Source organism: Achromobacter sp. (assembly GCF_050285565.1).
Classification (GTDB): domain Bacteria; phylum Pseudomonadota; class Gammaproteobacteria; order Burkholderiales; family Burkholderiaceae_B; genus Achromobacter.
Map to the genome: position 1 here is coordinate 75,959 of NZ_JBLZXG010000009.1, position 23,208 is coordinate 99,166.

Sequence of the window (23,208 nt, forward strand, 5' to 3'; positions counted from 1 at the left end):
AACGCGGAAAGGGTTGAGGGGCAGCCCACTTTGTAGCGCCGTAATGGACTGTCATGACCATACACTTTTGTTGTCGAGGCCAGACCACTTTTTTCATGCCGAGCAACTTGGCCGCGGCTAGAATGGCCGGTTGTCATCGACACTTTCACCGCCTTCGGGCAGACCGCATGAGCAAGACTTTCGCGCTTGAGACACTGAAGATCCGCATGGGCGACGCGGACTTGGCGCCGCTCGACCTGCACCTGCGCATCCAGCGCGCCTTGCGCGCGCTGGTGCTGGACGGTGATCTGGATCCCGGCGTGAAACTGCCCGCCACGCGCGCGCTGGCGCAGTCGCTGGGCGTGGCGCGCGACACGGTCGAGAACGCTTACGTGCAATTGCAGCGCGACGGTTTCATCGCGCGCCGCAAGGGCTCGGGCAGCTATGTGTCCGAGACCATCGGCACCGAACTGCGCGGCTCGGCGCGGCGCCGCCCGTCGGCCCGCGAGCGCCGGTCGCCCGAGGCGCCGCAACCGGCCGCGCCGACGGCGGGCCTGAGCCGGCGCGGGCGCGCGATCTTCGACAGCGGCGGCGTGGCCGACCAGCAGACGATCCAGGCGTTCGCGACGGGCCTGCCCGAGACCCGCACCTTCCCGACCGCGGTGTGGGAGCGGTTGCAGCGCCAGGTGCTCAAGGACCATCGCGACCATGTGCTGCTGCATGGCGATCCGCAAGGCGCCGAGCCCTTGCGCCGCGCCATCGCGACCTACCTGAACCTGGAGCGCGGCGCCAAGGTTCGCGCCGAGCAGATCGTGGTATTGAGCAGCACGCGGCAGGCGCTGTTCCTGTGCGCGCAACTGCTGGTGGACGCGGGCAAGCCGATCCTGTTGGAGAACCCGGGTTACTTCGGCGCCCGCAAGGCGTTCGAATTCGCCGAGGCCCGGGTGGTGCCGATCGACGTGGATGCGCAGGGCATCCGCACCGACCTGTTGCGGGCCGACCGCAGCGGCGCCAGTTGCGTCTACGTGACGCCGTCGCACCAGTATCCGACCGGAGCGACGCTGTCGCTGGAGCGCCGGCTCGACCTGACCCGCTGGGCCGCCGAGAACGGCAAGTGGATCATCGAGGACGACTACGACAGCGAATTCCACTACGACGGCCTGCCCACCGCCTGTGTGCAGGGGCTGGACCGGCATGGCCGCACGCTCTACCTGGGCACGTTCAGCAAGACGCTCTATCCGGGCCTGCGGATGGGCTACATGGCCCTGCCGGACGAGCTGGTCGGCGCCTTCAGCCGAGCGCGCAGCATCGTCGATGGCCATACGCCGCAGATCCTGCAACTGACGCTGGCGCGCTTCATGGCCGATGGCCACTACAACGCCCATGTGCGCGCCATGCGCAAGCTGTACGCGGCGCGGCGCGAGGCCATGCTGGAGGCGGTGGGCAAGCACCTGGCAGGCGTGGCGCGCGCGCTGCGTCCCGAGGGCGGGCTACAGGTGCCGTGCCTGCTGGAGCCGGGGTGGTCGGAGGCCGACACCATCCGCCGCGCCGCCCAGGCCGGCCTGGTGTTGCCGGGCCTGGCGCGGTTGTATGCGGGCACGCCCGCGCTGCAAGGTTGGCTGCTGGGCTATGCGTCGCTCAGCGCGCACGAGATCGACCTGGCCATGCGGCGCCTGGCGGTCGCGTTGAAAAAGAAGGGGTAGGGGCTGGCGAGTCGCGGACGGCGGCCGCGCGGGCGGCCCGTGGCGCGGGCTCAGCCCCTGCGCTTGAGGAAGGCGCCGACGCCGCAGGCCACGGCGATCGCCAGCAGGGCGGCGGCGATGGTCAGCAGGAAATCGGCTTCGCCGTGGTAACCGCCGCCGGTCACGCCGCCGGCGACGCTGCCCATCCAGATCACCGCGGTGACCAGGGTGCCGGTCAGGGCCAGCGCGGCGGCCAGGCACAGCGCGATGAACAGCGGCGTGCGGCGCACGGGCGCCGCGCCCGTGGCGTAGCCGCCGCGGCCGCGGCGCGGTTGCATCACCATGAAGAACAGGGCGGCAACCACCGCGGCCAGCATCAGGATCTTGACGATCATGATGCCGCCCGCGTCTTAGTCTTCACGGCGCAGGTGCGGGAAGAGGATGACGTCGCGGATGCTGGGGCTGTCGGTCAGCAGCATGACCAGGCGGTCGATGCCGATGCCGCAGCCGCCCGTCGGGGGCATGCCGTATTCCAGCGCGCGGATGTAGTCGGCGTCGTAGTACATCGCTTCCTCGTCGCCGGCGTCCTTGGCCTCGACCTGCGAGCGGAAACGCTCGGCCTGGTCTTCGGGATCGTTCAGCTCGGAGAAGCCGTTGGCGATCTCGCGGCCCGTCATGAACAGCTCGAAGCGCTCGGTGATGCCTTCGCGGGTATCGGAGGCGCGCGCCAGCGGCGACACTTCGACCGGGTAGTCGATGATGTAGGTCGGGTTCCACAGCTTGGCTTCGGCCGTTTCCTCGAACAGCGCCAGTTGCAGCGCGCCCAGGCCGGCGCGCGTCAGCACCGGGCCGTCGGCGTCGGCGCCCAGCTTCTTGAGCTCGGCGCGCACGAAGGCGGCATCGTCCAGTTGCGCCTGGGTGTAGCCGGGGGCGTACTTGAGGATGGCTTCGCAGATGGTCAGGCGGTCGAACGGCTTGGAAAGATCCAGCTCGCGTTCCTGGTAGGTCAGCACGGCGCTGCCGGTGGCCGAGATGGCGGCCTGGCGGATCAGTTCCTCGGTGAAGTCCATCAGCCAGCGGTAGTCCGCGTAGGCCGCGTAGAACTCCATCATCGTGAATTCCGGATTGTGGCGCGGGCTCACGCCTTCATTGCGGAAGTTGCGGTTGACTTCGAACACGCGTTCGAAACCGCCGACGATGAGGCGCTTGAGGTAGAGCTCGGGCGCGATGCGCAGGAACATTTCCATGTCCAGCGCGTTGTGGTGCGTGACGAAGGGCTTGGCCGCCGCGCCGCCCGGGATCGGGTGCAGCATGGGCGTTTCGACTTCGAGGAAGCCCGCGTTCAGCATGAACTGGCGGATGCTGCCCACGGCCTTGCTGCGCGCCTCGAAGGTGCGGCGCGTGGCGTCGGTCATGATGAGGTCGACATAGCGCTGGCGGTAGCGCAGTTCCTGGTCGGCGACGCCGTGGAACTTGTCGGGCAGGGGGCGCAGCGACTTGGACAAGAGGCGCGCCGAGGCGGCGTGCACCGACAGTTCGCCCTTGTTGGTCTTGAAGACCGACCCTTCGATCGCGATGATGTCGCCGATGTCCCACTGCTTGAACGCGGCGTAGACGTCTTCGCCGAGCGTGCCGCGGTCCAGGTAGATCTGGATGCGGCCGGTGCTGTCCTGCAGCGTGGCGAAGCTGGCCTTGCCCATGACGCGCTTGAGCATCATGCGGCCGGCGACCTTGACGCTGACGGGCGCGGCGGCCAGCGCTTCCTGCGTCTGGTCGTCGTACTTGTCGTGCAGGGACGCGGCGCGGGCGTCGGGGACGAAATCGTTGGGATACGCGACCCCGGTCTCGCGCAGTTTGGCCAGCTTGGCGCGCCGTTCGGCGATCAAGCGGTTTTCATCCTGGGCGGGGGCCGGAGCGGTCGTGTGGTCGGTCATGGTCGGGGGGATCAGTCGTAATTGCGGATGTCGTCGATTTCGGTGGTGCCGAAGTCGTCGCGATCCAGGTAGGCGAGGATGCGGGAGGCCACGTTGGCGGGCGAGGACAGCTTGCCGCTGGCGTGGAAGTCCTGGAACTTGGCCAGCGCCGGGAAGCTCTTGGGATCGCTGGAACGGATGGCGGCCTGCATGTCGGTGTCGACGATGCCGGGGGCTAGCGAAACGATACGCGCGCCGCTTTCGCCTTGTTCCTGCTTGACCACGCGCGAGTACATGTCGAGCGCGGCCTTGGTGGCGCAGTACACGCCCCAGCCGGCATTGGGGTTGCGGCCGGCGCCGGACGAGATGTTGAGCACGCGGCGGTCGGCCTTGAGGTCTTCGACCGCGGCCAGGAAGCGCGCGGTCAGCAGCATCACGGCCGTGACGTTCAGGTTGAAGGCGGCGGCGATGGCCGAGCCGTCGATCAGCGCGTCGGTGCCGGCCACGGGGTGCACGGTGCCGGCGTTGTTGATCAGCAGGTAGCGGCGGGCGTCGCGCGGCAGGGTGTCGCAGATGCGGCGCGCGGCCGCCTCGGCCGCGGCCAGATCCGAGAGGTCCACGGACAGCTGTTCCAGTTGCGCGCCCTGCGAGCGGGCGTAGGCGGCCAGCTCGGGGTCTTCGCGGCGCGCCAGGGTGATCAGGCGGGTGCCCGGTTTGGCCAGGCCGCGCGCCATGGCGGCGCCGATGCCGCGCGAGGCGCCGGTGAGAATTGCGATGGTGTCGGACATGCGTGAACCCTTGGGGTACGGTGGACGGAAGTATCGCGGAACTTAGACGCCTTGCTTGAGGCTGGCCTGGATGAAAGGATCCAGGTCGCCGTCCAGCACTTTCTGCGTGTTGGAGATTTCGACGTTGGTGCGCAGGTCCTTGATGCGGCTCTGGTCCAGCACGTACGAGCGGATCTGGTGGCCCCAACCCACGTCGGTCTTGGAGTCTTCCAGCTTCTGCTGCTCGGCCATGCGGTTGCGCATTTCCAGTTCGTACAGCTTGGACTTGAGCATCTGCATCGCTTCGGCGCGGTTGCGGTGCTGCGAGCGGTCGTTCTGGCACTGCACCACGATCCCGGTCGGGATGTGCGTCAGGCGCACGGCCGAGTCGGTCTTGTTGATGTGCTGGCCGCCCGCGCCGGAGGCGCGGTAGGTGTCCACGCGCAGGTCGGCCGGGTTCACTTCGACTTCGAAGGAGTCGTCGACCTCGGGGTAGACGAACACGCTGGCGAACGAGGTGTGGCGGCCGCCGGACGAGTCGAACGGGCTCTTGCGCACCAGGCGGTGCACGCCGGTTTCGGTGCGCAGGTAGCCGAAGGCGTATTCGCCCTCGAGCTTGATGGTGGCGGACTTGATGCCGGCCACTTCGCCTTCGGATTCTTCCAGCACTTCGGCCTTGAAGCCCTTGCGCTCGGCGTACTTGAGGTACTGGCGCAGCAGCATCGAGGCCCAGTCCTGCGCTTCCGTGCCGCCCGCGCCCGCCTGGATGTCCAGGAAGCAGTTCAGGGGATCGGCCGGGTTGGAGAACATGCGGCGGAATTCCAGGGCTTCGAGCTTTTCCTGGAAGGCGTCGGCGTCCTGTTCGATCGCTTCGAGGGTGTCGCCGTCATCGTCGGCGGCGGCCATTTCGAAGAGTTCCTGGGAATCGGCCACGCCGGCGCCCAGGCTCGTGAGCGTTTCCACCACGTCCTCGAGCGATTTCTTTTCACGGCCCAGGTCCTGGGCGTGCTTGGGGTCGTTCCAGACGGCCGGGTCTTCGAGTTCGGCGTTTACGACTTGGAGGCGTTCAGCTTTGGCATCGTAGTCAAAGATACCTCCGTAGAGCCTGTTCGCGCTCCGCGTAGTCGGCGAGGCGGGCTGCGAGCTGGTTCTGACGTTCGGCTTCCATGATGATTCCTGATGACTTTTGTGCGAAACCCGGCATTTTACCGTGTAAGACGCCAGCCCGTGGGCCGCCCCCCGATCCAGGGGGACGGATGGGAGAAGAAAACCCGTCCGGGCGGGCCTTTGCCCGATTCCGTCGCGCGGCGCTAGGGGTTTGCGCGCAGAGCGCGTAGTTGTTCAGTCTTTTGTCAACTAGGGGGTTCTAGCCTTGGTCAGCCGGCCCATATGTCCCCCCGGGGACGCGGGACCGGACAAGCGGCCGGCACACAGCCCGCCTGTCCCGTTAGAGGAGGAGACGTTGATGGAACATACTATGGCCCCCGGGGTCTCGCCGGCGATCCCGGCGGCTGAGGAGGACCGGATCTACCGCAAAGTGGGGTGGCGGCTGGTGCCGCTGTTGGTGGTCTGCTATGTCGTGGCCTACCTGGACCGCGTCAACGTCGGCTTCGCCAAGCTGCAGATGCTGCAGGAACTCCAGTTCAGCGAGACGGTGTACGGGTTGGGCGCGGGGATCTTCTTCATCGGCTACTTCCTGTTCGAGATTCCCAGCAACATCATCCTTCACAAAGTCGGCGCGCGCGTCTGGATCGCGCGGATCATGATCACCTGGGGCATCATCTCGGCCTGCATGATGTTCGTGACCAGCGTGCACATGTTCTATTTCCTGCGCTTTCTGCTGGGCGCGGCCGAGGCAGGATTTTTCCCGGGCATTATTCTTTACCTGACCTACTGGTATCCGGCGGCGCGTCGAGGCCGCATCACCACGTTCTTCATGACGGCGGTGCCGATGTCCGGCCTGATCGGCGGTCCGATCTCGGGCTGGATCATGAGCACCTTCCACGGCGGCCACGGCCTGTCGGGCTGGCAGTGGCTGTTCCTGCTCGAAGGCATCCCTTCGGTCATCATCGGCGTGCTGGTGCTGATCTACCTGGACGACCGCATCAACAAGGCCAAGTGGCTGACCGCCAATGAAAAGGCGGTGCTGATCCGCAATATTGCGGCCGAAGAGCAGCACAAGGAAGACCCGCCAATCCGCGCCGCGCTGACGCGTCCGCGCGTGTGGGCAATGGCGTTGATCTACTTTTCGTTCGTGATGGGCCTGTACGGCGTGGGCTTCTGGATGCCGTCGCTGATCAAGAGCACCGGCGTGCAAAGCCCGCTGGCGATCGGCCTGCTGACTGCGGTGCCCAACCTGTTCGCGGTGATCGGCATGATCCTGATCGCGCGTCATTCCGACCGCAACCGCGAGCGCCGCTGGCACGTGGCGATTCCGGCGCTGTTCGGCGCGCTGGGGCTGCTGTTCTCGGCGATCTGGAGCGGCAACACGGTGTTGGCGATCCTGGCGCTGACGGTGGCCAACATCGGCATCTGCACGGTGCTGCCGCTGTTCTGGAGCCTGCCGACCGCGCTGCTGGGCGGCACGGCCGCCGCCGCGGGTATCGCGCTGATCAACTCGGTGGGCAACCTGGCGGGCTTTGTCAGCCCCTACCTGGTGGGCTGGCTCAAGGACATGACCGGCACCACCAACACCGGCCTGTACATGCTGTCGGCGTGCCTGGTGGTGGGCGCGCTGGTGGCGCTGGCGCAGCCGGCCAGGCTGGTCAACAAGTAGGCGCCAGCCAGGCGCGACGGCCCCGCTTGCCGGGGCCTGCAAGCGATACGGGCGCATCCTCGCGGATGCGCCCATTTTCTTTTACGGCGCCGAGCGTCATTTGGTCTTGCTTCGCGGCAACAACGAAACTTTCCGCCTGTTTTGTGCCGAAAATGCTGGGGCGTATTGCGTTAGTGAATCATTCTCATTCGCGCATATTTTCCTGGCAGTTTTGCGGCCCGGGCTTGGTCATTCCGACCGCGGCGGCCGCGGAGTTCAAAACCATCATGACCCTTGCTTCCTCGCGCGCTGCTTTCCGCCAACCGACCCGGCCAACCCGGAGATCGGCCCGCCACACTCACTCCAGGCGATTCATTCCCAGCAAAACCACCACTGCCTTCTATGTTGCCCTGGCGCTCTCCGGCCAGGCGGCGGGTGTGTATGCCGCAGGGGGGGCAGAGGGAACGCCAGTGAACCCCGCCGGCACCCAAAATATCACGCTGACCAAGGACAACACGCCGTTCTTGGCGACGCAGCCCCCGGGGCTGAATGGCAAAAACGGCAGTGGCACCGGGCTGCCCTATACGTCCGCGACCGATGGCGAGACGGCGTATGTCTTCACCACGCAAGCAGGTTCACTGCGCGACACCAACGTGGTGCAGGTAAATGCTCCCCTGGTCGGTGGCGCGGCGGGGACCACGGCCGTCAAGGTTGGCGAAAATGGCGCCCGCGGCGCGGATGCCATTCATGGCAGCAATCTCCGAATTGTTATCGACGGCGGTTCAATCAGGGGCGGCGCGGGCAGTCACGGCATGAATGGCCGCGGCGCTGTCGAAGGCGGCGATTCGCCGGTGAAGGGCGGCAACGGCGGCAATGGCGGTGCCGCCATTGTGGGCAGCGACCTGGACATTGTGTTTACCGATAAGCCCGCAGGATCGATCAGCGCTGGAACCCCCGGTTTTGGACGGCAAGGCGTTGGCTCGGCAGGAGGTGAGGCCCAAGAAAGCGGGGTCCATGGCCGTTATGGGGAGGCCCTGCACTTCACCGGCGGCAACAACCTGATCACGCTTGAGCGGGGATCCATCATCAACGGCAGCGTGCTGCTGGATGCGCCTGCCGGCTCGTCCGGCAGCATGTTGCATATCCTGAATAATGCAGCAGAGTGGGTTGATTTGAATGGAACGTACCAAACAGGTTACGCCAGCATCAACCAAGGGCCGCTGATCAGGAGGCTGCCGGCCAACTCGCTTCCCGCCGATGATTCGGCTGAAGTGATCAGTCGCATGCGCATGCCACAAATCACCGTTGGCGAAGGCGCTACGCTGATGGTTTCGGGAAAGGGCTCAACCCGGATCGGCGACTTGGTCCTGAAGGATGGCAGCACCCTCTCCGTCATTGCCCGCAGTGCGCTTAAAGGCGACGGCACGAAATCCAGCAATCCGGAAAGTTTCCGGCTTGTCCTCAACAACAGCAAAGCCACGATCAGTAAAACCGGCACGACGTTCAACCTGGCCGGCATCACCGATGGCAGCGCGGCCGATCAGTTCCTGTTCGTTACCGAGAATCAACTCAATTCGGAAGTCTTCGTCGAGGGCGATTTCGCCAAGACCGCCGTCGGCGGCATTGTCGTCACTGACAAAACGCCCGTCGACTACCTGACGTTCGCATCCGGCATCGCCATGGGCGGGGAACGGACCCAAGCAGAGGTCGACAAGCAAGATACATTCGGAGGGATGGTTCCTCTCCTGCCTGTGCTAGCGGCTCACCCCATCGGCTACCAGACCACCTACAAACTCAGTTGGCTCGAAGACCCGGCCAAGGCGCACGGCACCTTCACGATTGCCGAGGGCGGCGACTTTACCTTGGGCGCGGTGCTGACCGATGTGAGCGCGAACACCAACGCCACCACGCCGTGGGATGGCAAGAGCCTGACCAAGGCGGGCCCCGGCGTGTTGCAATTGGCGGCGGCAAACCTGTATACCGGCTCCACCACGATCAACGCGGGGGTGCTGAAGGCCGGGGTGGCGGACGCGTTTGCAAAAAGCAGCGCGCTGACGATTGCCGCGGATGCCGCATTGAACCTCGGCGGATTCTCCCAGGCCGTGAGCGAAGGCGGGGTCATCACCAACAACGGCGCCATCTTGTTCAACAGCATGAACGCCGCCAAGACGGGCACGAACTCGGCGACCTTGACAGGCAACCTGACCAACGCCGGCACGCTCGATCTCGACAACGGCGACAATGCCGTGGGCAAAACACTGAAAATCATTGGCGATTGGGCCGGCAGCACCGGCAGCCTGATTAAACTGGCCGCCGTCCTCGGCAATGGCGACGGCAGTGTCGCCGACAAAGTCGAAATCACGGGCGCCGCCACCGGTTCCACCAAAGTCCAAGTGCGCAATATCAACGGCGGGGGGGCAACCGGCACCACAAGCGGTATCTCCCTGATCAGCGCTGGCGACGGTAGCGTAAATGGCGCCTTCGCCCTGAGCACCGACACCCTCACCGCCAATGGCCTGGTCTATTCGCTCCTGAACAAGACCGATTCGGCCAACCATAAAGTCTGGTATTTGAGCAGCGCGAAGAATAATGATGGCGGTGCGCCTCAGGCCGTCCCGCCTGCTGGTGAGCAGGTCCCTCCTGCCGTTGGGCAGCAGGACAGTGACAAGGTCACCCCTCCCACAATCGCGGCGGGCACCACGCTGCCTTTCGATTTCTCAAGGGCGCTGACCGCCGACGAGAAGGCGAAATATGTCGTCAATGCAGAGGGAGACATGATCTTTGCGCCGGACGTCACGCTTGACATGACGATGGCCGGCATCACCGAGGCGGAGAAAAGCGGTGTCGGGATCACAAGCGTCACCGGCATCATCAAGGGCGATCTGCCCAACGTCACCCTCAACGGCGCGGCGCCCCCCGATTATCTGACGGCCAACGTTTCCAGATCGCAGGATGGCAAGACACTGCAAGCCGGCTACAAACTCAGTTGGAATGAAACGGCCGATAAATCGCACGGCACCTTCACCGTTGCCAACGGCGGCTTTGCGCTTGGCGCGGCGCTGGCCGACATGGGGGCGAACACCAGCGCCACCATGCCGTGGGACGGCAAGACCCTGACCAAGGACGGCGCGGGCACGCTGGTACTGACAGCGAGCAACACCTACACCGGCGACACGATCATCAAGCAGGGGGTGCTGAAAGCGGGGGCCGAAAATACGTTCGCCGCCAGCGCCAATCTGTCGATTGCCCAGGGCGCCATGCTCAACATGGGCGGCTATGCCCAATCCGTGGGCGGCAACACTCGAGGCGCCGTCACCAACCGCGGCACCATCGTGTTCAACGACATGGGCGAAGGCAAGAAAGGCGCCAGCCCGATGAGTTTGACCGGCAACGTCAGCAACGCCGGCACGCTCGAACTCGACACCGGCGACGCCACCGTCGGCAAAACCTTCCAAGTCCAAGGCGACTGGTTCGGCGATGTCGGCAGTTTGATTTCCTTGACCGCCGCACTGGCGGGCGACGACAGCAACACCGACAAGGTCGACATTACGGGCGCGGCCACCGGCACCACCCGAGTCAAGGTCCGCAATGTCGGCGGCGCGGGGGGAGAAACCACCGCCGATGGCGGCATTACCCTCATCACCACGGGTAGCAGCCTGGCCAATGCCTTCGTGCTGGACAGCCCCGTCACCGCGGGCGGTTACGTCTACAAGCTCAGACAAGGCAAAAAAGACGCAACCGGCAAGATCAACGAGGGGATTTGGGTTCTGAGCAGTCTGGCGGACACCCTCGTCTCGACGATTCCGCCCCAAAAACCGCTTTCCATCACGGCAGGCGAGCCGTTTGGCGCCGACACCTTGAAGGACTACATCAATCAAGATGGCAACCTGAATATCGCCGCCGACGACCCCATCAAGCTGACCGACGCCAATCCGCCAGCCACCAGCGAAGCGCTGGGCACGCCCAAAGTCATCCTGACGTTGCCAGCCACCGGGCCAGCCGGTAACGACACCAACGGCATCCATATCAACGGCAGGCCCAGAGTCACGGTCTTCGATGCGGGCGCGAGCGAGATCGATTATCTGACGCCCCGCCTCAGGGTCGCGGCGAGCGACGCCAAGAAACTGGAACTCAGCTACCAGCTTCGTTGGAATGAGGATGATAAAAACAAGTCGGGTGGCAACTTCACCATCGCTGAAAACGGAACGTTCAAACTGGCAACCGCGCTGGCCGATGTGACGGGAGTCGATGCAGCCACCAATGCATTCAAGTGGGACGGCAAAACCCTGACCAAGAAAGGCGCGGGCACGCTGGAATTGGCGGCCGCCAGCACCTATACCGGCGCCACCACTGTCGAGGCGGGCACGCTTAAAACCGGGGTTGTCAATGCAATCGCCAATACCAGCAATGTGACCATCCGGCCGGGCGCCAGGCTCAACCTGGGCGCGATGAACCAGAACTTCGCCGGGATCGAGAACCAGGGCACCCTGGTATTCAACGATGTTCAAGCCAACGGCACGCCGGTGTCCACCCCGGTCACCCTCAAACTCGGCGCCGACGGCACCAGGGGCAAGTTCCTCAACAGCGGCACGCTCAGCCTCAAGAACTGCGACACTTGCGCCCTCCAGACCTTTACCATCGACGGCGATTGGGAAGGCAAGGATGGCAGCGCGGTGACTCTGGGCGCGGTGCTGGGCGACGACAGCAGTCCCGCCGACAGGCTCATCATCCAAGGCGCGGCCAGCGGCAAGACCTTGGTGACCGTCGAGAACGAAGGCGGCCAGGGTGGGCAAACCGTGGAGGGCATTACCCTCATCACCGTCGCTGGCGGCAGTAGCGGCGCCGATACCTTCGCGCTTGCCAACGACATCACCGTGGGAGGGTATGTCTATTCGCTTCACAGCAAAGAAAATACCGACCAAAAGGCAAACGGCATCTGGTATCTGACCAGCGTGAAGCAGACGGCGCCGAATTCCGACGACATCCGGAATCACAACGTCAGTCCTTTGTTTGGCGCCTATGCCAGCAACCTGCTCGCGGCGAACACACTTTTCAACACCAGCTTGAGCGACCGCGAAAGCGGTGAATCGGTTGACCCGGTCACCGGCGCGCGCGGCCAGGCTTGGGCGCGGGTCGCGGGGGGAACCACGCGCGGCATGATGTTCGATGGCGAAAACCGCTTCAGCGCCGACCGCAGCCTGCTGCAATTGGGCAGCTCGATCATCGCTGGCAGTGTGACCGGCCACGACGCGTGGCGCTTCGGTGTCATGGCGGGCCATGGTCAACAGCGCAGCAAAACCCGCAACGCCGCAACCGGCAACGCCCGTGGTCAAGTCGACGGTTACAGCGCCGGCGTGTATGGCACCTGGTATCAAGACGGCCAAAGCCATCGCGGCGCCTACGTCGATGGTTGGCTGCTTTACAACGACTTCGACAACAGCGCTCAAGGCAGCGGCCTCAAGGAGAAGTACAAGGCCACCGGCGTGACCGCCTCGATCGAAGCCGGTTATGCCATTGACGTGGCGTCCTTCACCAATGGCGGCGGCCGCGAACATCGCTTGAGCGTGCGGCCGCAAGCGCAAATCGTGTACGGCGGCGTCAAAGCCAAGACCTTCGTGCAGCAGGACGCGGGCCCGACCACGGTCAAAGGCGAAGGCGATGGCAACATCCAAACCCGCCTCGGAGCGCGCCTGGCCATGGTCAGTAAGCCGGCCGCCGCTGGCGCCAGCCTTGCCGGCCAAATCGAGACCGCGCTCGAACTGAACTGGCTGCACAACAGCAACAAGTACGGGGTCACGATGGGCGCTAACCGCAACTGGATCCTCGGCGCGGATAACGTCGGCGAGGCCAAGGTCGGCGTCTCGGGCAACCTGAGCGACAACCTCGCGCTGTCAGCCAATGTCACCCATCAACAGGGCGACCACGGCTACCACGACACCCAAGGCGGCTTGAGCCTGAAGTATCGGTTTTAAGCCGGCGTGGTGAAGCCCGAGAAGCCGTGGTAGCGAGGAATTGGGCTGTCCTCCCCATGTCGAATGGGTGGGACAGCCATTTGCCGCAGGGCCCGTGGCTAGCCCGCGGGGCGGGTGCGGCGTGGCGGCAGTATTACTCCGCGTGTTCGATCACCAATTGCACCGACACCATGCCGTTCCACACATTCTGCTCCAGCCGGTAGGCCGCCTGGATGTGCTCGGGCAGCGACTGGTCGTGGCCGAACCAGATGGCGTCGAAACGCTGGTGGCCGCGCTCCAGCGACAGCTTGAGGTGCTTTTCGCCGACCAGGCGCTGGTTGCGCACCACGAATTCGTCCAGGAACAGCGGCGCGGCGAAGCCCGCGCCCCAGACCTGCTGTTGCAGCAGGCCGGCGACTTCGGCGTTGGCGTAGCCCGATTCGAGCGAGCCGTCGGTCTCGATGACCGGCTCGAAACTGTCACGGCCGGTCAGTTCGCGCACGGCGGCGTCGAAGGCGGGGGCGAAGGCCGGGAAGTCGTCGCGGCCCAGCGTCAGGCCGGCCGCCATGGCGTGGCCGCCGAACTTGCGGATCAGGTTGGGGTGGCGCTTGGACACCAGGTCGAGCACGTCGCGCAGGTGCACGTCGGGAATCGAGCGGCCTGAGCCGCGGATCTCGTCGTCGCCGGCCGGGGCGAAGGCCAGGGTGGGGCGCCAGAATTTTTCCTTCAGGCGCGAGGCCACCAGGCCGACCACGCCCTGGTGCCAGCCCGGGTCGAACACGCAGACGGTGGCGCCGGGCGCGGCGTCGGGCGCTTGCATGGCGGCCATGGCCTGTTCGCGCATCTCGGCCTCGATGGTGCGGCGCTCGCGGTTGATGTTGTCCAGTTCGCGCGCCATTTCCAGCGCCTGGGCCTCGTCGTCGGTGGTCAGGCAGGCGATACCCAGGCTCATGTCGGCCAGGCGGCCGGCGGCATTGATGCGCGGGCCCAGCGCAAAGCCGAGGTCGAAGCCGTTGGCGGCGCGCGGTTCGCGGCCGGCCACGGCGAACAGGGCGCGCAGGCCGGGTTGCAGGCGGCCGCTGCGCATGCGTTGCAGGCCTTGCGTGACCAGCAGGCGGTTGTTGGCGTCCAGCTTGACCACGTCGGCCACGGTACCTAGCGCCACCAGATCGGACAGCGTATCCAGGCGCGGCCCGCCGTCGGGGGCGTAGACGCCGCGGCGGCGCAGCTCGGCGCGTAGCGCCAGCATCATGTAGAAGATGACGCCGACGCCGGCCAGGTTCTTGGAGGGGAAGCCGCAGCCGGGCTGGTTCGGATTGACGATGGCCAGCGCGTCCGGCAGCGTGTCGCCGGGCAGGTGGTGGTCGGTGATGACCACGCCGATGCCGGCGGAGTTGGCCGCCGCCACGCCGTCGACGCTGGCGATGCCGTTGTCCACGGTGATGATGATGTCGGGCTTGCCGGCGCGGTGGCGGCAGGCCAGTTCGACCACGGCGGGCGACAGTCCGTAGCCGGTCTCGAAGCGGTTCGGCACCAGGAAATCGACATTGGCGCCCATGGCCGACAGGGCGCGCAGGCCGACGGCGCAGGCGGTGGCGCCGTCGCAGTCATAGTCGGCCACGATCAGCAGCTTCTTGCCAGCCTGGATGGCGTCGGCCAGCACGCCGGCGGCATGCGCCGAATGGGTCAGGCCGGCCGGCGGCAGCATCGACGGCCAGGCCAGCTTGGTCTGGTCGGGATGGGTGACGCCGCGCGCGGCCCACAGGCGCGCCAGCAGCGGGTGGATGCCCGAGGCTTCCAGGGCATGGCAGGCGGCGAGGTCGGCGCGGCGGACGGTTAAGCGGGGTGAGACCACCAGGCGCTCCAGTTTTTCTTGGGCGCGGGCAGCAAGCCGAGCAGGCCCCCGCGCGGTTTCAGGGTGAGGGCGGCGCTGCGACTGTCGCCCAGCAGCAGCAGTTCGGCGGGCGTGTCTGGCAGGCCCTTGGGGCCGGCCAGCGCCTGTAGCCGCGCGTCGAGCGCGGGCAGGGCGTCGAGCCAGGCGGCCCAGTCGCCCGCGCGTTGCGGGGCGTCCAGGTCGGTCATGACCCGTTCCGGGCCGGCCGGACGCATGGCCCACGGCGTGCCGCCGCCATACAGCCACAGGGCGTTGACCGGCGGCAGGCCGCGCGCGGCGCGGGATTCATTGGCGGGGTGCTCGTGCCAGGACATCTGGATCTCGTTGAGCAGCCGGCGCCAGGGTCGGGTTTCGGCGTCCTGGCGCCACCAGTCGTTCAGGCGTTGGCCCGCCACCGCCAGCGGGCTGGCGGTTTGGGGCCGCAGACCGTCCGGCAGGCGCAGGCGCCAGCGGGCGGCCGACAGCGCTTCGACGGCGAAGCCGGTGTTCTCGAACAGCGGCCGGGCGGTCTCCAGCAGCGCCGCGCTCTCGGCCTCGCGCAGATCCATCTGGGCGGGGTCGAGCAGGGTGGCCTGGTCGGTGCCCAGGGCCAGGTGCACCAGTTCGGCCAGCCAGACGGGGGCGCCGTCGTTCTGGCCGGCGGCCAGCAACGGGCCCAGTCCGGCGCCTGGCAGCAGGCCGGGCTCCGGGGTGTAGCCGGCGCGGCGCAATTGCCAGGCTTCGAAGGCGGTGCAGCCCTGGGCGCGGATATCGTGGGCCTGGATCCGGGCGGCGCCGGCCTGCAGCCAGCGGTGCAGGGTGGGCGCGCGCTGGGGCAGCAGTTTGGCCAGTTCCGCGGCGACGGGAAGGGCGGGCAAGGCGCCCGGGATGACGATCAGCATGGCCGCGATTGTAGACGCTGGCGGGGTGGCCACCCAGCGCGGGAACTAAGCCCGGCCCCGGTTGCCATAGCTTGTCACGGCTTGTCTTCCATTCCCGCATTCCCGGGACGGTTTTACGGCCGGTTAATGCCATAATGCGCTCGTGCTGAAAATACCCTACGAACTCTGGATCGGCGCCCGCTATGCCGGGTTGGCCCGGATCCGCCAGCGACGCGGCCGCCGCGATCGCTTCATCTCTTTCATCGCCGCCAGTTCCATGGCCGGCATCGCGCTGGGCGTTGCCGCCCTGATCGTGGTGCTGTCGGTCATGAACGGCTTCCAGAAAGAGGTCCGTGACCGCATGCTGTCGGTGCTGCCGCACATCGAGCTCTACATCCCGGGCGCCGCGCCCGAGCGGGTGCTGGAACAGTGGCAGCAGTTCGCCGACGCCGCCAAGCGCAACCCCGAGGTCAAGGCCGGCGCGCCCTTCGTGGCGGCCCAGGGCATGCTGGTGCGAGGCCAGGCGCTGCGCGGGGTGCAGGTGCGCGGCATCGACCCGGCCACCGAGGGCAATGTCTCGGACCTGCCGCGCCAGATGGTGGCGGGCAAGCTGACCGACCTGAAACCGGGCGGCTTCGGCGTGGTGCTGGGCAACGAGCTGGCCGACGGCATGGGCGTCAAGGTGGGCGACACGCTGCTGATGCTGGCGCCGCAAGGCTCGATCAGTCCGGCGGGTTTCGCGCCGCGCATGCGCCAGTTCACCGTGGTCGGCGTGTTCTCGTCGGGCCACTATGAATACGATTCCTCGCTGGCCTTCGTTGACAACGACGATGCCGCCAAGGTGTTCCGCGACAGCGGCACCGCCGGTGTGCGCCTGCGCATCGCCGACATGCAGAAGGCGCCCGAGGTGGCCGCCGAGCTGCGCAACGTGCTGCCGCCGTACGTCATGGCCAGCGACTGGTCGCGCAACAACCGCACCTGGTTCGCCGCCGTGCAGACCGAAAAGCGCATGATGTTCCTGATTCTGGCGCTGATCGTGGCGGTGGCCGCGTTCAACCTGCTGTCGTCGCTGGTGATGGCGGTCAAGGACAAGCAGTCGGACATCGCCATCCTGCGCACGCTGGGCGCCGGGCCGGGCGAAGTGGCCCGCATCTTCCTGGTGCAGGGCGCGCTGATCGGCGTCATCGGCACGCTGCTGGGCGTGGCTGGCGGCATCCTGATCGCCTACAACGTCGACGTCATCGTGCCGTTCATCGAGCGCCTGCTGGGCGTGCACTTCCTGCCGCGCGAGATCTATTTCATCAGCGCCTTGCCGTCCGACCCGCAGGTGGGCGACATCGTGACCATCGGCGTGACCTCCCTGGTGCTGTCGCTGCTGGCGACCTTGTATCCCAGTTGGCGCGCCTCGCGCCTGCAACCCGCACAGGTGCTGCGCCATGATTGATTCCCTGACCCCGGCGCTGCAGGCAGACAACCTCGTCAAGGTCTATGACGAGGGGCCGGCCCGCATCGAGGTGCTGAGCAACGTCAGCCTGACGGTGGCGCGCGGCGAAATGGTTGCCATCGTCGGGGCCTCCGGTTCCGGCAAGAGCACGCTGCTGCATATCCTGGGCCTGCTGGACGTGCCCACCAGCGGCTCGGTATCGGTCGACGGCCAACTGGCCGTCGGGCTGACCGAGGCGAAGAAAAGCCAGGTGCGCAACCGCAGCCTGGGCTTCGTCTACCAGTTCCATCATCTGCTGCCCGAATTCTCGGCGCTGGACAACGTGGCGATGCCGCTGATCGTGCGGCGCGAGAATCGCGACAAGGCCCGCGAGGCGGCGCGCGAGGTGCTGGGCCTGGTCGGCCTGGCGGCGCGCGAAGGCCATTACCCGGGGCAGTTGTCGGGCGGCGAGCGCCAGCGCGTGGCCTTGGCGCGCGCGCTGGTGACGCGGCCGGTGTGCGTGCTGGCCGACGAGCCTACCGGCAACCTCGACCGCCACACCGCGCACAACATGTTCGAGCTGCTGACCCGGGTGAATCGCGAGTCGGGCACGGCCTTTGCGATCGTCACCCACGATCCCGAGCTGGCGGCGCGCGCCGACCGCCAGCTGTTGATGGAAAACGGCCGGCTGGTCTCGGGCTGAAGCCCGCAACCGGCCCCGGGGTCCGGGCGGCGCGATGATTGAGCAAGAAACCCGGGCAAGGAGGCCGCGCCCATGCTGATCGATACCCATTGCCACCTGGACGCCGCCGAGTTCGACGCCGACCGCCGCCAGGTGGCGCAACAGGCGTGCCAGGCCGGCGTGCAGGCCATCGTCGTTCCCGCCATCGAGCGCGCCAATTTCGGCGTGGTGCGCGATCTGGCGGGCCAGGTGGCCGGCGGCGCCTATGCGCTCGGCATCCATCCCCTGTACGTGCAGCGCGCCGACGACGCCGATCTGGACGCCTTGCGCCAGGCCATCGAACAAGCGCTGGGCGATCCGCGCTTCGTGGCCATCGGCGAGATCGGGCTGGACTTTTTCGTGCCGGAGATCGCCGCCGGCCAAGCGCGCGCGCGGCAGGAGCGCTTCTATGCCGCCCAGTTGGCCATGGCGGCGGAATTCAAGCTGCCGGTGCTGCTGCACGTGCGCAAATCACAGGACATCCTGCTGAAATATCTGCGGCGCCATGGCCGCATCGGCGGCATCGCGCACGCCTTCAACGGCAGCGCGCAGCAGGCCCAGGCCTTTGTCGAGCAGGGGTTCGCGCTGGGGCTGGGCGGGGCCATGACCTATGAGCGGGCGTTGCAGATCCGCCGCCATGCCACCGATATCGATTTGCGTCACCTGGTGCTGGAAACCGACGCGCCGGACATTCCGCCGGCCTGGTTGCATCCGCCGCAGCGGCGCAACCGGCCCGGCGAGCTGGCGCGCATTGCCCAGGTGTTGGCCGAACTGCGCGGCATCACCCCGGCGCAGGTGGCCCACGCCACCACGGCCAATGCCCTGCGCGTGTTGCCGCGGCTGTCGGCCGCCATCCTGGCCGACGCTTGATCGCGGCGCGGCGGCGCGTGGCCACCGTTCAATCGGCCACGCGCGGCAGTTCGATGCGCACGCGCAGGCCGTGCGGCGCGACGTTGCGCGCCCAGATGCGGCCCTTGTGCGCCGCCACGGCGGCGCGGGCGATGCTCAGGCCCAGGCCGGCGCCGCCAGGGGCCGCGCCGGCGGCCGGGGCGCCCTGGTAGAACGGCTCGAACAGATAGGGCAGTTCCTTTTCCGGCACGCCAGGGCCGTTGTCCTCGATCTCCAGGCAGGCCTGGCCGGCATCGGCCAGCAGGCGCACCTGGATCGCGCCGCCCGCGGGCGCGAAGCGCAGGGCGTTGCGCAATATGTTCTCGATGGCGCTGGCCAGGCCGTCGCGGTCGGCCGCGATGCGCAGCGGCGCCGGGCGGTTCCAGGCGACCGTGACGCGGCGCTCGCCGGCCTCGAAGCGGGCGTCCTGGACCACGTCGTCGACCACGCCGGCCAGATCCAGCGTTGCGGTGGGCAGGGGCAGGGCACCCATGCGGGCCAGCCGCAAGGTGCTGCCGACCAGCGCGTCCAATCGCTCGCATTCGCGCTCGATGCGGTCCAGTTGCAGATCCTGGCGCGCGTCCTTGCGGCGCGCCAGCTCGACGCCCAGCCGCATTCGCGCCAGCGGCGAGCGCAGCTCGTGGGCGATGTTGCGCAGCAGTTGCTCGCGGGTGTCCACCAGCGCCTGCAGGCGGCCGGCCATGGCGTCGAAATCGCGCGCCAGCAGGCCCAGTTCGTCCTTGCGCACGGACAGCCCGCCGGGCGTGCGGGTGTCGAGCCGGCCGGCGGCCAGCGCGCGGGCAGCGCCGCGCAGTTGCTCCAGCGGCGCCGCTACGTGGCGCGTCAGCGCCCAGCAGAACGGCGCCGTGACGGCCAGCGCGAACAGCAACAAGCCCAGGGTGACCGGCGTCAGGCCCAGCACTTCCCAGTGCGAGGAATCGAACGGCAGGAACAGCATCAGCAGTTCGCTGTGGTCCGGCAGCACCAGCAGTTGCGGGTTCCACCATGAGACGCGCAGCGTGGCCGCATCGACGGGCACGTCGATGGCGGCGCTCAGTCCCGGGTCGGGCGCGGCGCGGAAGGCGGCCAGCCAGTCGTCCAGGCGCGTTGGCAGGCGGCGATCGAGAATGTCGCGGTCGCGCGCGTCGACGATGTAGATCTTCAGCGCCGAATAGCGCGTGTCCATCGCCTCGAGCCAGCGGCGCAGGCCGTCGGTGCCTTCGCTGCGCGCGATCTGGGTGGCGTCGCGGGTGAGATTGCCGGGGTTCAGGCCGTCGAGCGAGTCGACCCGATACCAGGCCACCGTCGCGGTCAGCATCATGCCGCAGACCGTGATCACGGCCATCGCGCCCCAGAAGGTCAGGAAGGCGCGCCAGAACAGGGAGCGGACAGGCAGCCAGCGCATCAGGCCGCGCCGGCCAGCACGTAGCCCCGTCCGCGCAGGTTGCGGATGGCGGGCGCGGCGCCGGCCTGGTCCAGTTGCAGCTTCCTGCGCAGGCTGCTGATGTGCGTATCGATGCTGCGGTCGTAGCGGTCGGCGGCGCGGCCCAGCGCGTACAGGCTGATCTGTTCGCGCGCCACCACCTGGCCGGGGGCGCGCATCAGGATTTCGAGGATGCGCTGTTCGGCGCCGGTCAGCAGCACTTCCTGCCCGCCCAGGCGGGCGCGGCCGCTGGCGGCGTCCAGCGACAGCGCGCCCACGCTCAGGTGGGGCGGCGCGGGCTCGGGTTTGGCGTCGAAGCGGCGCAGCACGGCGCCGATGCGGGCCTTGAGTTCACGCGGGCTGAAGGGCTTGGCGAGATAGTCGTCGGCGCCCAGTTCCAGCCCCAGCACCCGGTCGGTCTCGCCACCATGGGCGGTGAACATGATGACGGGACGGCGGCAATGGCGGCGCAAATGGCGCAGCAGATCGAGCCCGTTGCCGTCGGGCAGCATCAGGTCGAGCAGGATCAGGTCGAAGCCATCCTGCATTGCCAATGGCAGACCTTGGGCGCTGTTGTGCGCCAGGGTCAGGGCAATGTGGTCGGGTTCCAGATATTCGCGCAGCATCAATGCCAAGTCGACGTCGTCGTCGATCAGCAGGAGGCGGCGAGAGGCCATGGGGGTCAGTGTGGACATGCGCGTGGGTGCCGTGGCCGCGCCCGTATCGGGGTGCGCCGGTGGCTGAAGTGTCAAGAAGTGCGAAGAAAGCAAAAGTTGCGGAAAGCGTGTTGCAGCCCAAGAAACTCATCAATTCTAATATGAGAATAGTTTTCATTAAAAATTGAAGCGGACAGGGCGGCGCGCGGGGCGCGGCCCGTCCGAGACGGGAGAGTCTGAAATCATGAGCAGCAACGATCCGGCCGCGCGCGGCGCTGTTGGCCCGCGTACCCGCTTGGCGGTGGCCCTGTGCGCCGCGGGCCTTGTCTCCGGTCAGCCGGCCTGGGCGCAATCGGCCGCCGACGCCAGGACGCTGGAAACCGTGGTGGTCACGGCCAGCGGCTTCGAGCAGCAGATCCAGGACGCGCCGGCCTCGATCAGCGTGATCACGCGCCAGGACCTCGAAAAGAAGTTCTACCGTGACGTCACCGATGCCCTGGTCGAAGTGCCGGGGGTGATCGTCACCGGCGGCGGCGACCGCCAGGACATCAGTCTGCGCGGCATGGGCCCGAAATACACGCTGATCCTGATCGACGGCAAGCGCCAGAATTCGCGCGAGACCCGCACCAACTCCGACTCCGGTGGCGTCGAAGGCGGCTGGACGCCGCCGATCTCGGCCATCGAGCGCATCGAGGTGGTGCGCGGGCCGATGTCGTCGCTGTATGGGTCCGACGCCATGGGCGGGGTGATCAACATCATCACGCGCAAGGTGCCCGACCAGTGGGGCGGCGAAATCCGCATGGACAGCACCCTCCAGGAGAGCAGCAAGTCCGGCGACATCTACCAGGGCAACTTCTACCTGGCCGGCCCGATCAAGAACGACCTGCTGGGCCTGCAGATCTACGGCCAGGCGACCCAGCGCGACGAAGACAGGATCGTCGACGGCTATCGCAAGCGCAATGCCACCAACCTCACCGCCAAGCTGGCGCTCACGCCCAACCGCGACCACGACATCGTGCTCGAAGCCACTTCCAGCCGCCAGAAGTACGAGAACACGCTGGGCAAGACCGTGGCCCCGCTGGCGCCGGGCGTGGCGTGCCCGCGCACCGGCTGCCCGGCTTCGTCGGAAACCGACTACCGCGGCAACAAATGGGCGCTGTCGCACACCGGCCGCTGGGGCTGGGGCGTGTCCGACAGTTACGTGCAGCAGGAAGCGTTCGACAACCGCTCGCGCCAGATGAAGATCAAGAACCTGGACCTGCAGACCAGTTGGACGCTGCCGCTGGGGTCGCACATGCTGACGCTGGGCGGCAGCTACCTGACGCAGCGCCTGACCGACCAGACCGGCAACCAGCTGGCCGGCGGTCCCAGCAAGGTGGAGCGCTACCAGTGGGCGCTGTTCGCCGAAGACGAATGGCGCCTGACCGAGCGCTTCGCCGTCACCGGCGGCCTGCGCATGGATCAGGACGAGAACTTCGGCAGCCATTTCAGCCCGCGCCTGTACGGCGTCTGGCACGTGGCCGACCGCTGGACCCTGAAGGGCGGCGTGTCCACCGGTTTCCGCGCGCCCGATCTGCGCCAGACGGTTGCGGGCTGGGGCCAGGTCAGCCGCGGCGGCAACATGTACGGCAACCCCGACCTGACGCCCGAGAAGTCGGTGACCGAGGAAATCGGCCTGCTGTATGACGACGGCGAAGGCTTGAACGCCGGCCTGACCCTGTTCAACAACAACTTCAAGGACAAGATCACCCGCGTGGCGTGCCCGCTGTCGCAGTGCACCGACGGCCCCAATCAGTTCGGCGCCAATCCCACCACCTACATGAACGTGGACAAGGCGGTGTCGCGCGGCATCGAGGCCAGCCTGAAGCTGCCGCTGGGCCGCGACTGGTCGCTGACCAGCAGCTACACCTTCACCAAGTCGGAACAGAAGACCGGCCAGTACCAGGGCCAGCCGCTGAACCAGTTGCCCAAGCACCTGTTGACCACCACGATCAATTGGCAGGCGTCCGACGCGCTCGAAGCCTGGGCCCGCGTCAACTACCGCGGCAAGGAAAGCCAGCCAATCACCGGCCCGTCCTCGACCTCGCTGGTAGCGCCGTCCTACACCTTCGTCGACCTGGGCGGCTCCTACGCCGTCAACAAGAAGGTGTCGGTGTATGCCGGCATCTACAACCTGTTCGACAAGCGGGTCGGCTACGACGATTACGGCTACGTCGAAGACGGCCGCCGCTACTGGCTGGGCGTGGGCGTGAAGTTCTGAGCCCGCGCGCAACCCTGGGACGCGCCGCCGCCAGGC

15 protein-coding genes are annotated in these 23,208 nt (G+C 67.0%); 7 read left to right on the forward strand and 8 right to left on the reverse strand.

The window, feature by feature from the left end:
- Positions 1–167 precede the first annotated feature (167 nt).
- The gene (locus tag ACN6O8_RS19475; protein ID WP_427992635.1) at positions 168–1,682 is read left to right on the forward strand and encodes a PLP-dependent aminotransferase family protein; all 1,515 of its coding nucleotides are present in this window, start codon (positions 168–170) and stop codon (positions 1,680–1,682) included.
- A 50-nt stretch (positions 1,683–1,732) separates the two neighbouring features.
- On the opposite strand, the gene ACN6O8_RS19480 is transcribed toward ACN6O8_RS19475, so the two are convergent.
- The 4 genes from ACN6O8_RS19480 to prfB form a co-directional block, all read right to left on the reverse strand.
- Positions 1,733–2,056, reverse strand: coding sequence for a preprotein translocase subunit TatB (locus tag ACN6O8_RS19480; protein WP_427992636.1), 324 nt, complete (start codon positions 2,054–2,056; stop codon positions 1,733–1,735).
- Positions 2,057–2,071: 15 nt separating this feature from the next.
- Complete coding sequence (lysS, locus tag ACN6O8_RS19485; protein ID WP_427992637.1) at positions 2,072–3,595, reverse strand: lysine--tRNA ligase; 1,524 nt, start codon at positions 3,593–3,595, stop codon at positions 2,072–2,074.
- An 11-nt stretch (positions 3,596–3,606) separates the two neighbouring features.
- Positions 3,607–4,362: an SDR family oxidoreductase gene (locus ACN6O8_RS19490; protein WP_427992638.1), complete on the reverse strand. Its 756-nt coding sequence runs from the start codon at positions 4,360–4,362 to the stop codon at positions 3,607–3,609.
- Positions 4,363–4,404: 42 nt separating this feature from the next.
- A protein-coding gene (prfB, locus tag ACN6O8_RS19495; RefSeq protein WP_427992639.1) for a peptide chain release factor 2 occupies positions 4,405–5,509 on the reverse strand; the annotation gives its coding sequence in 2 pieces (ribosomal slippage) (positions 4,405–5,427 and positions 5,429–5,509; 1,104 coding nt in all).
- A gap of 297 nt (positions 5,510–5,806) precedes the next feature.
- Here prfB and ACN6O8_RS19500 point away from each other — a divergent pair.
- Together ACN6O8_RS19500 and ACN6O8_RS19505 are read left to right on the forward strand one after the other, a co-directional pair.
- The gene (locus tag ACN6O8_RS19500) at positions 5,807–7,117 is read left to right on the forward strand and encodes an MFS transporter (protein WP_427992640.1); all 1,311 of its coding nucleotides are present in this window, start codon (positions 5,807–5,809) and stop codon (positions 7,115–7,117) included.
- A gap of 266 nt (positions 7,118–7,383) precedes the next feature.
- Complete coding sequence (locus ACN6O8_RS19505; RefSeq protein WP_427992641.1) at positions 7,384–13,068, forward strand: autotransporter outer membrane beta-barrel domain-containing protein; 5,685 nt, start codon at positions 7,384–7,386, stop codon at positions 13,066–13,068.
- A gap of 133 nt (positions 13,069–13,201) precedes the next feature.
- Here the strand turns inward: ACN6O8_RS19505 and recJ are convergent, their stop codons facing one another.
- Positions 13,202–14,902 carry a single-stranded-DNA-specific exonuclease RecJ gene (gene recJ, locus ACN6O8_RS19510; RefSeq protein WP_427992642.1) on the reverse strand — a complete coding sequence of 567 codons (1,701 nt, stop codon included), beginning with the start codon at positions 14,900–14,902 and terminating at the stop codon, positions 13,202–13,204.
- Positions 14,884–15,822, reverse strand: coding sequence for a hypothetical protein (locus ACN6O8_RS19515; protein ID WP_427992643.1), 939 nt, complete (start codon positions 15,820–15,822; stop codon positions 14,884–14,886). Before ACN6O8_RS19515 ends, recJ begins: the two co-directional genes overlap by 19 nt.
- A gap of 190 nt (positions 15,823–16,012) precedes the next feature.
- Here ACN6O8_RS19515 and ACN6O8_RS19520 point away from each other — a divergent pair, with 190 nt between their 5' ends.
- The 3 genes from ACN6O8_RS19520 (at position 16,013) to ACN6O8_RS19530 (ending at position 18,815) form a co-directional block, all read left to right on the forward strand.
- The gene (locus tag ACN6O8_RS19520) at positions 16,013–17,245 is read left to right on the forward strand and encodes a lipoprotein-releasing ABC transporter permease subunit (protein ID WP_258957298.1); all 1,233 of its coding nucleotides are present in this window, start codon (positions 16,013–16,015) and stop codon (positions 17,243–17,245) included.
- Positions 17,238–17,927, forward strand: coding sequence for an ABC transporter ATP-binding protein (locus ACN6O8_RS19525; RefSeq protein ID WP_427992644.1), 690 nt, complete (start codon positions 17,238–17,240; stop codon positions 17,925–17,927). Before ACN6O8_RS19520 ends, ACN6O8_RS19525 begins: the two co-directional genes overlap by 8 nt.
- Positions 17,928–17,999: 72 nt before the next feature.
- Positions 18,000–18,815, forward strand: coding sequence for a TatD family hydrolase (locus ACN6O8_RS19530; protein ID WP_427992645.1), 816 nt, complete (start codon positions 18,000–18,002; stop codon positions 18,813–18,815).
- A 28-nt stretch (positions 18,816–18,843) separates the two neighbouring features.
- On the opposite strand, the gene ACN6O8_RS19535 is transcribed toward ACN6O8_RS19530, so the two are convergent.
- Both ACN6O8_RS19535 and ACN6O8_RS19540 read right to left on the reverse strand, forming a co-directional pair.
- Positions 18,844–20,238 (reverse strand): sensor histidine kinase, encoded by a 1,395-nt coding sequence (locus tag ACN6O8_RS19535; RefSeq protein WP_427992646.1) that lies wholly within the window; start codon positions 20,236–20,238, stop codon positions 18,844–18,846.
- On the reverse strand, positions 20,238–20,951 hold the full coding sequence (locus tag ACN6O8_RS19540) for a response regulator (protein ID WP_427992647.1): 714 nt from the start codon (positions 20,949–20,951) through the stop codon (positions 20,238–20,240). Before ACN6O8_RS19540 ends, ACN6O8_RS19535 begins: the two co-directional genes overlap by 1 nt.
- Positions 20,952–21,156: 205 nt before the next feature.
- On the opposite strand from ACN6O8_RS19540, the gene ACN6O8_RS19545 reads away from it, so the two are divergent.
- Complete coding sequence (locus ACN6O8_RS19545; protein ID WP_427992648.1) at positions 21,157–23,172, forward strand: ligand-gated channel protein; 2,016 nt, start codon at positions 21,157–21,159, stop codon at positions 23,170–23,172.
- Positions 23,173–23,208: the final 36 nt, after the last annotated feature.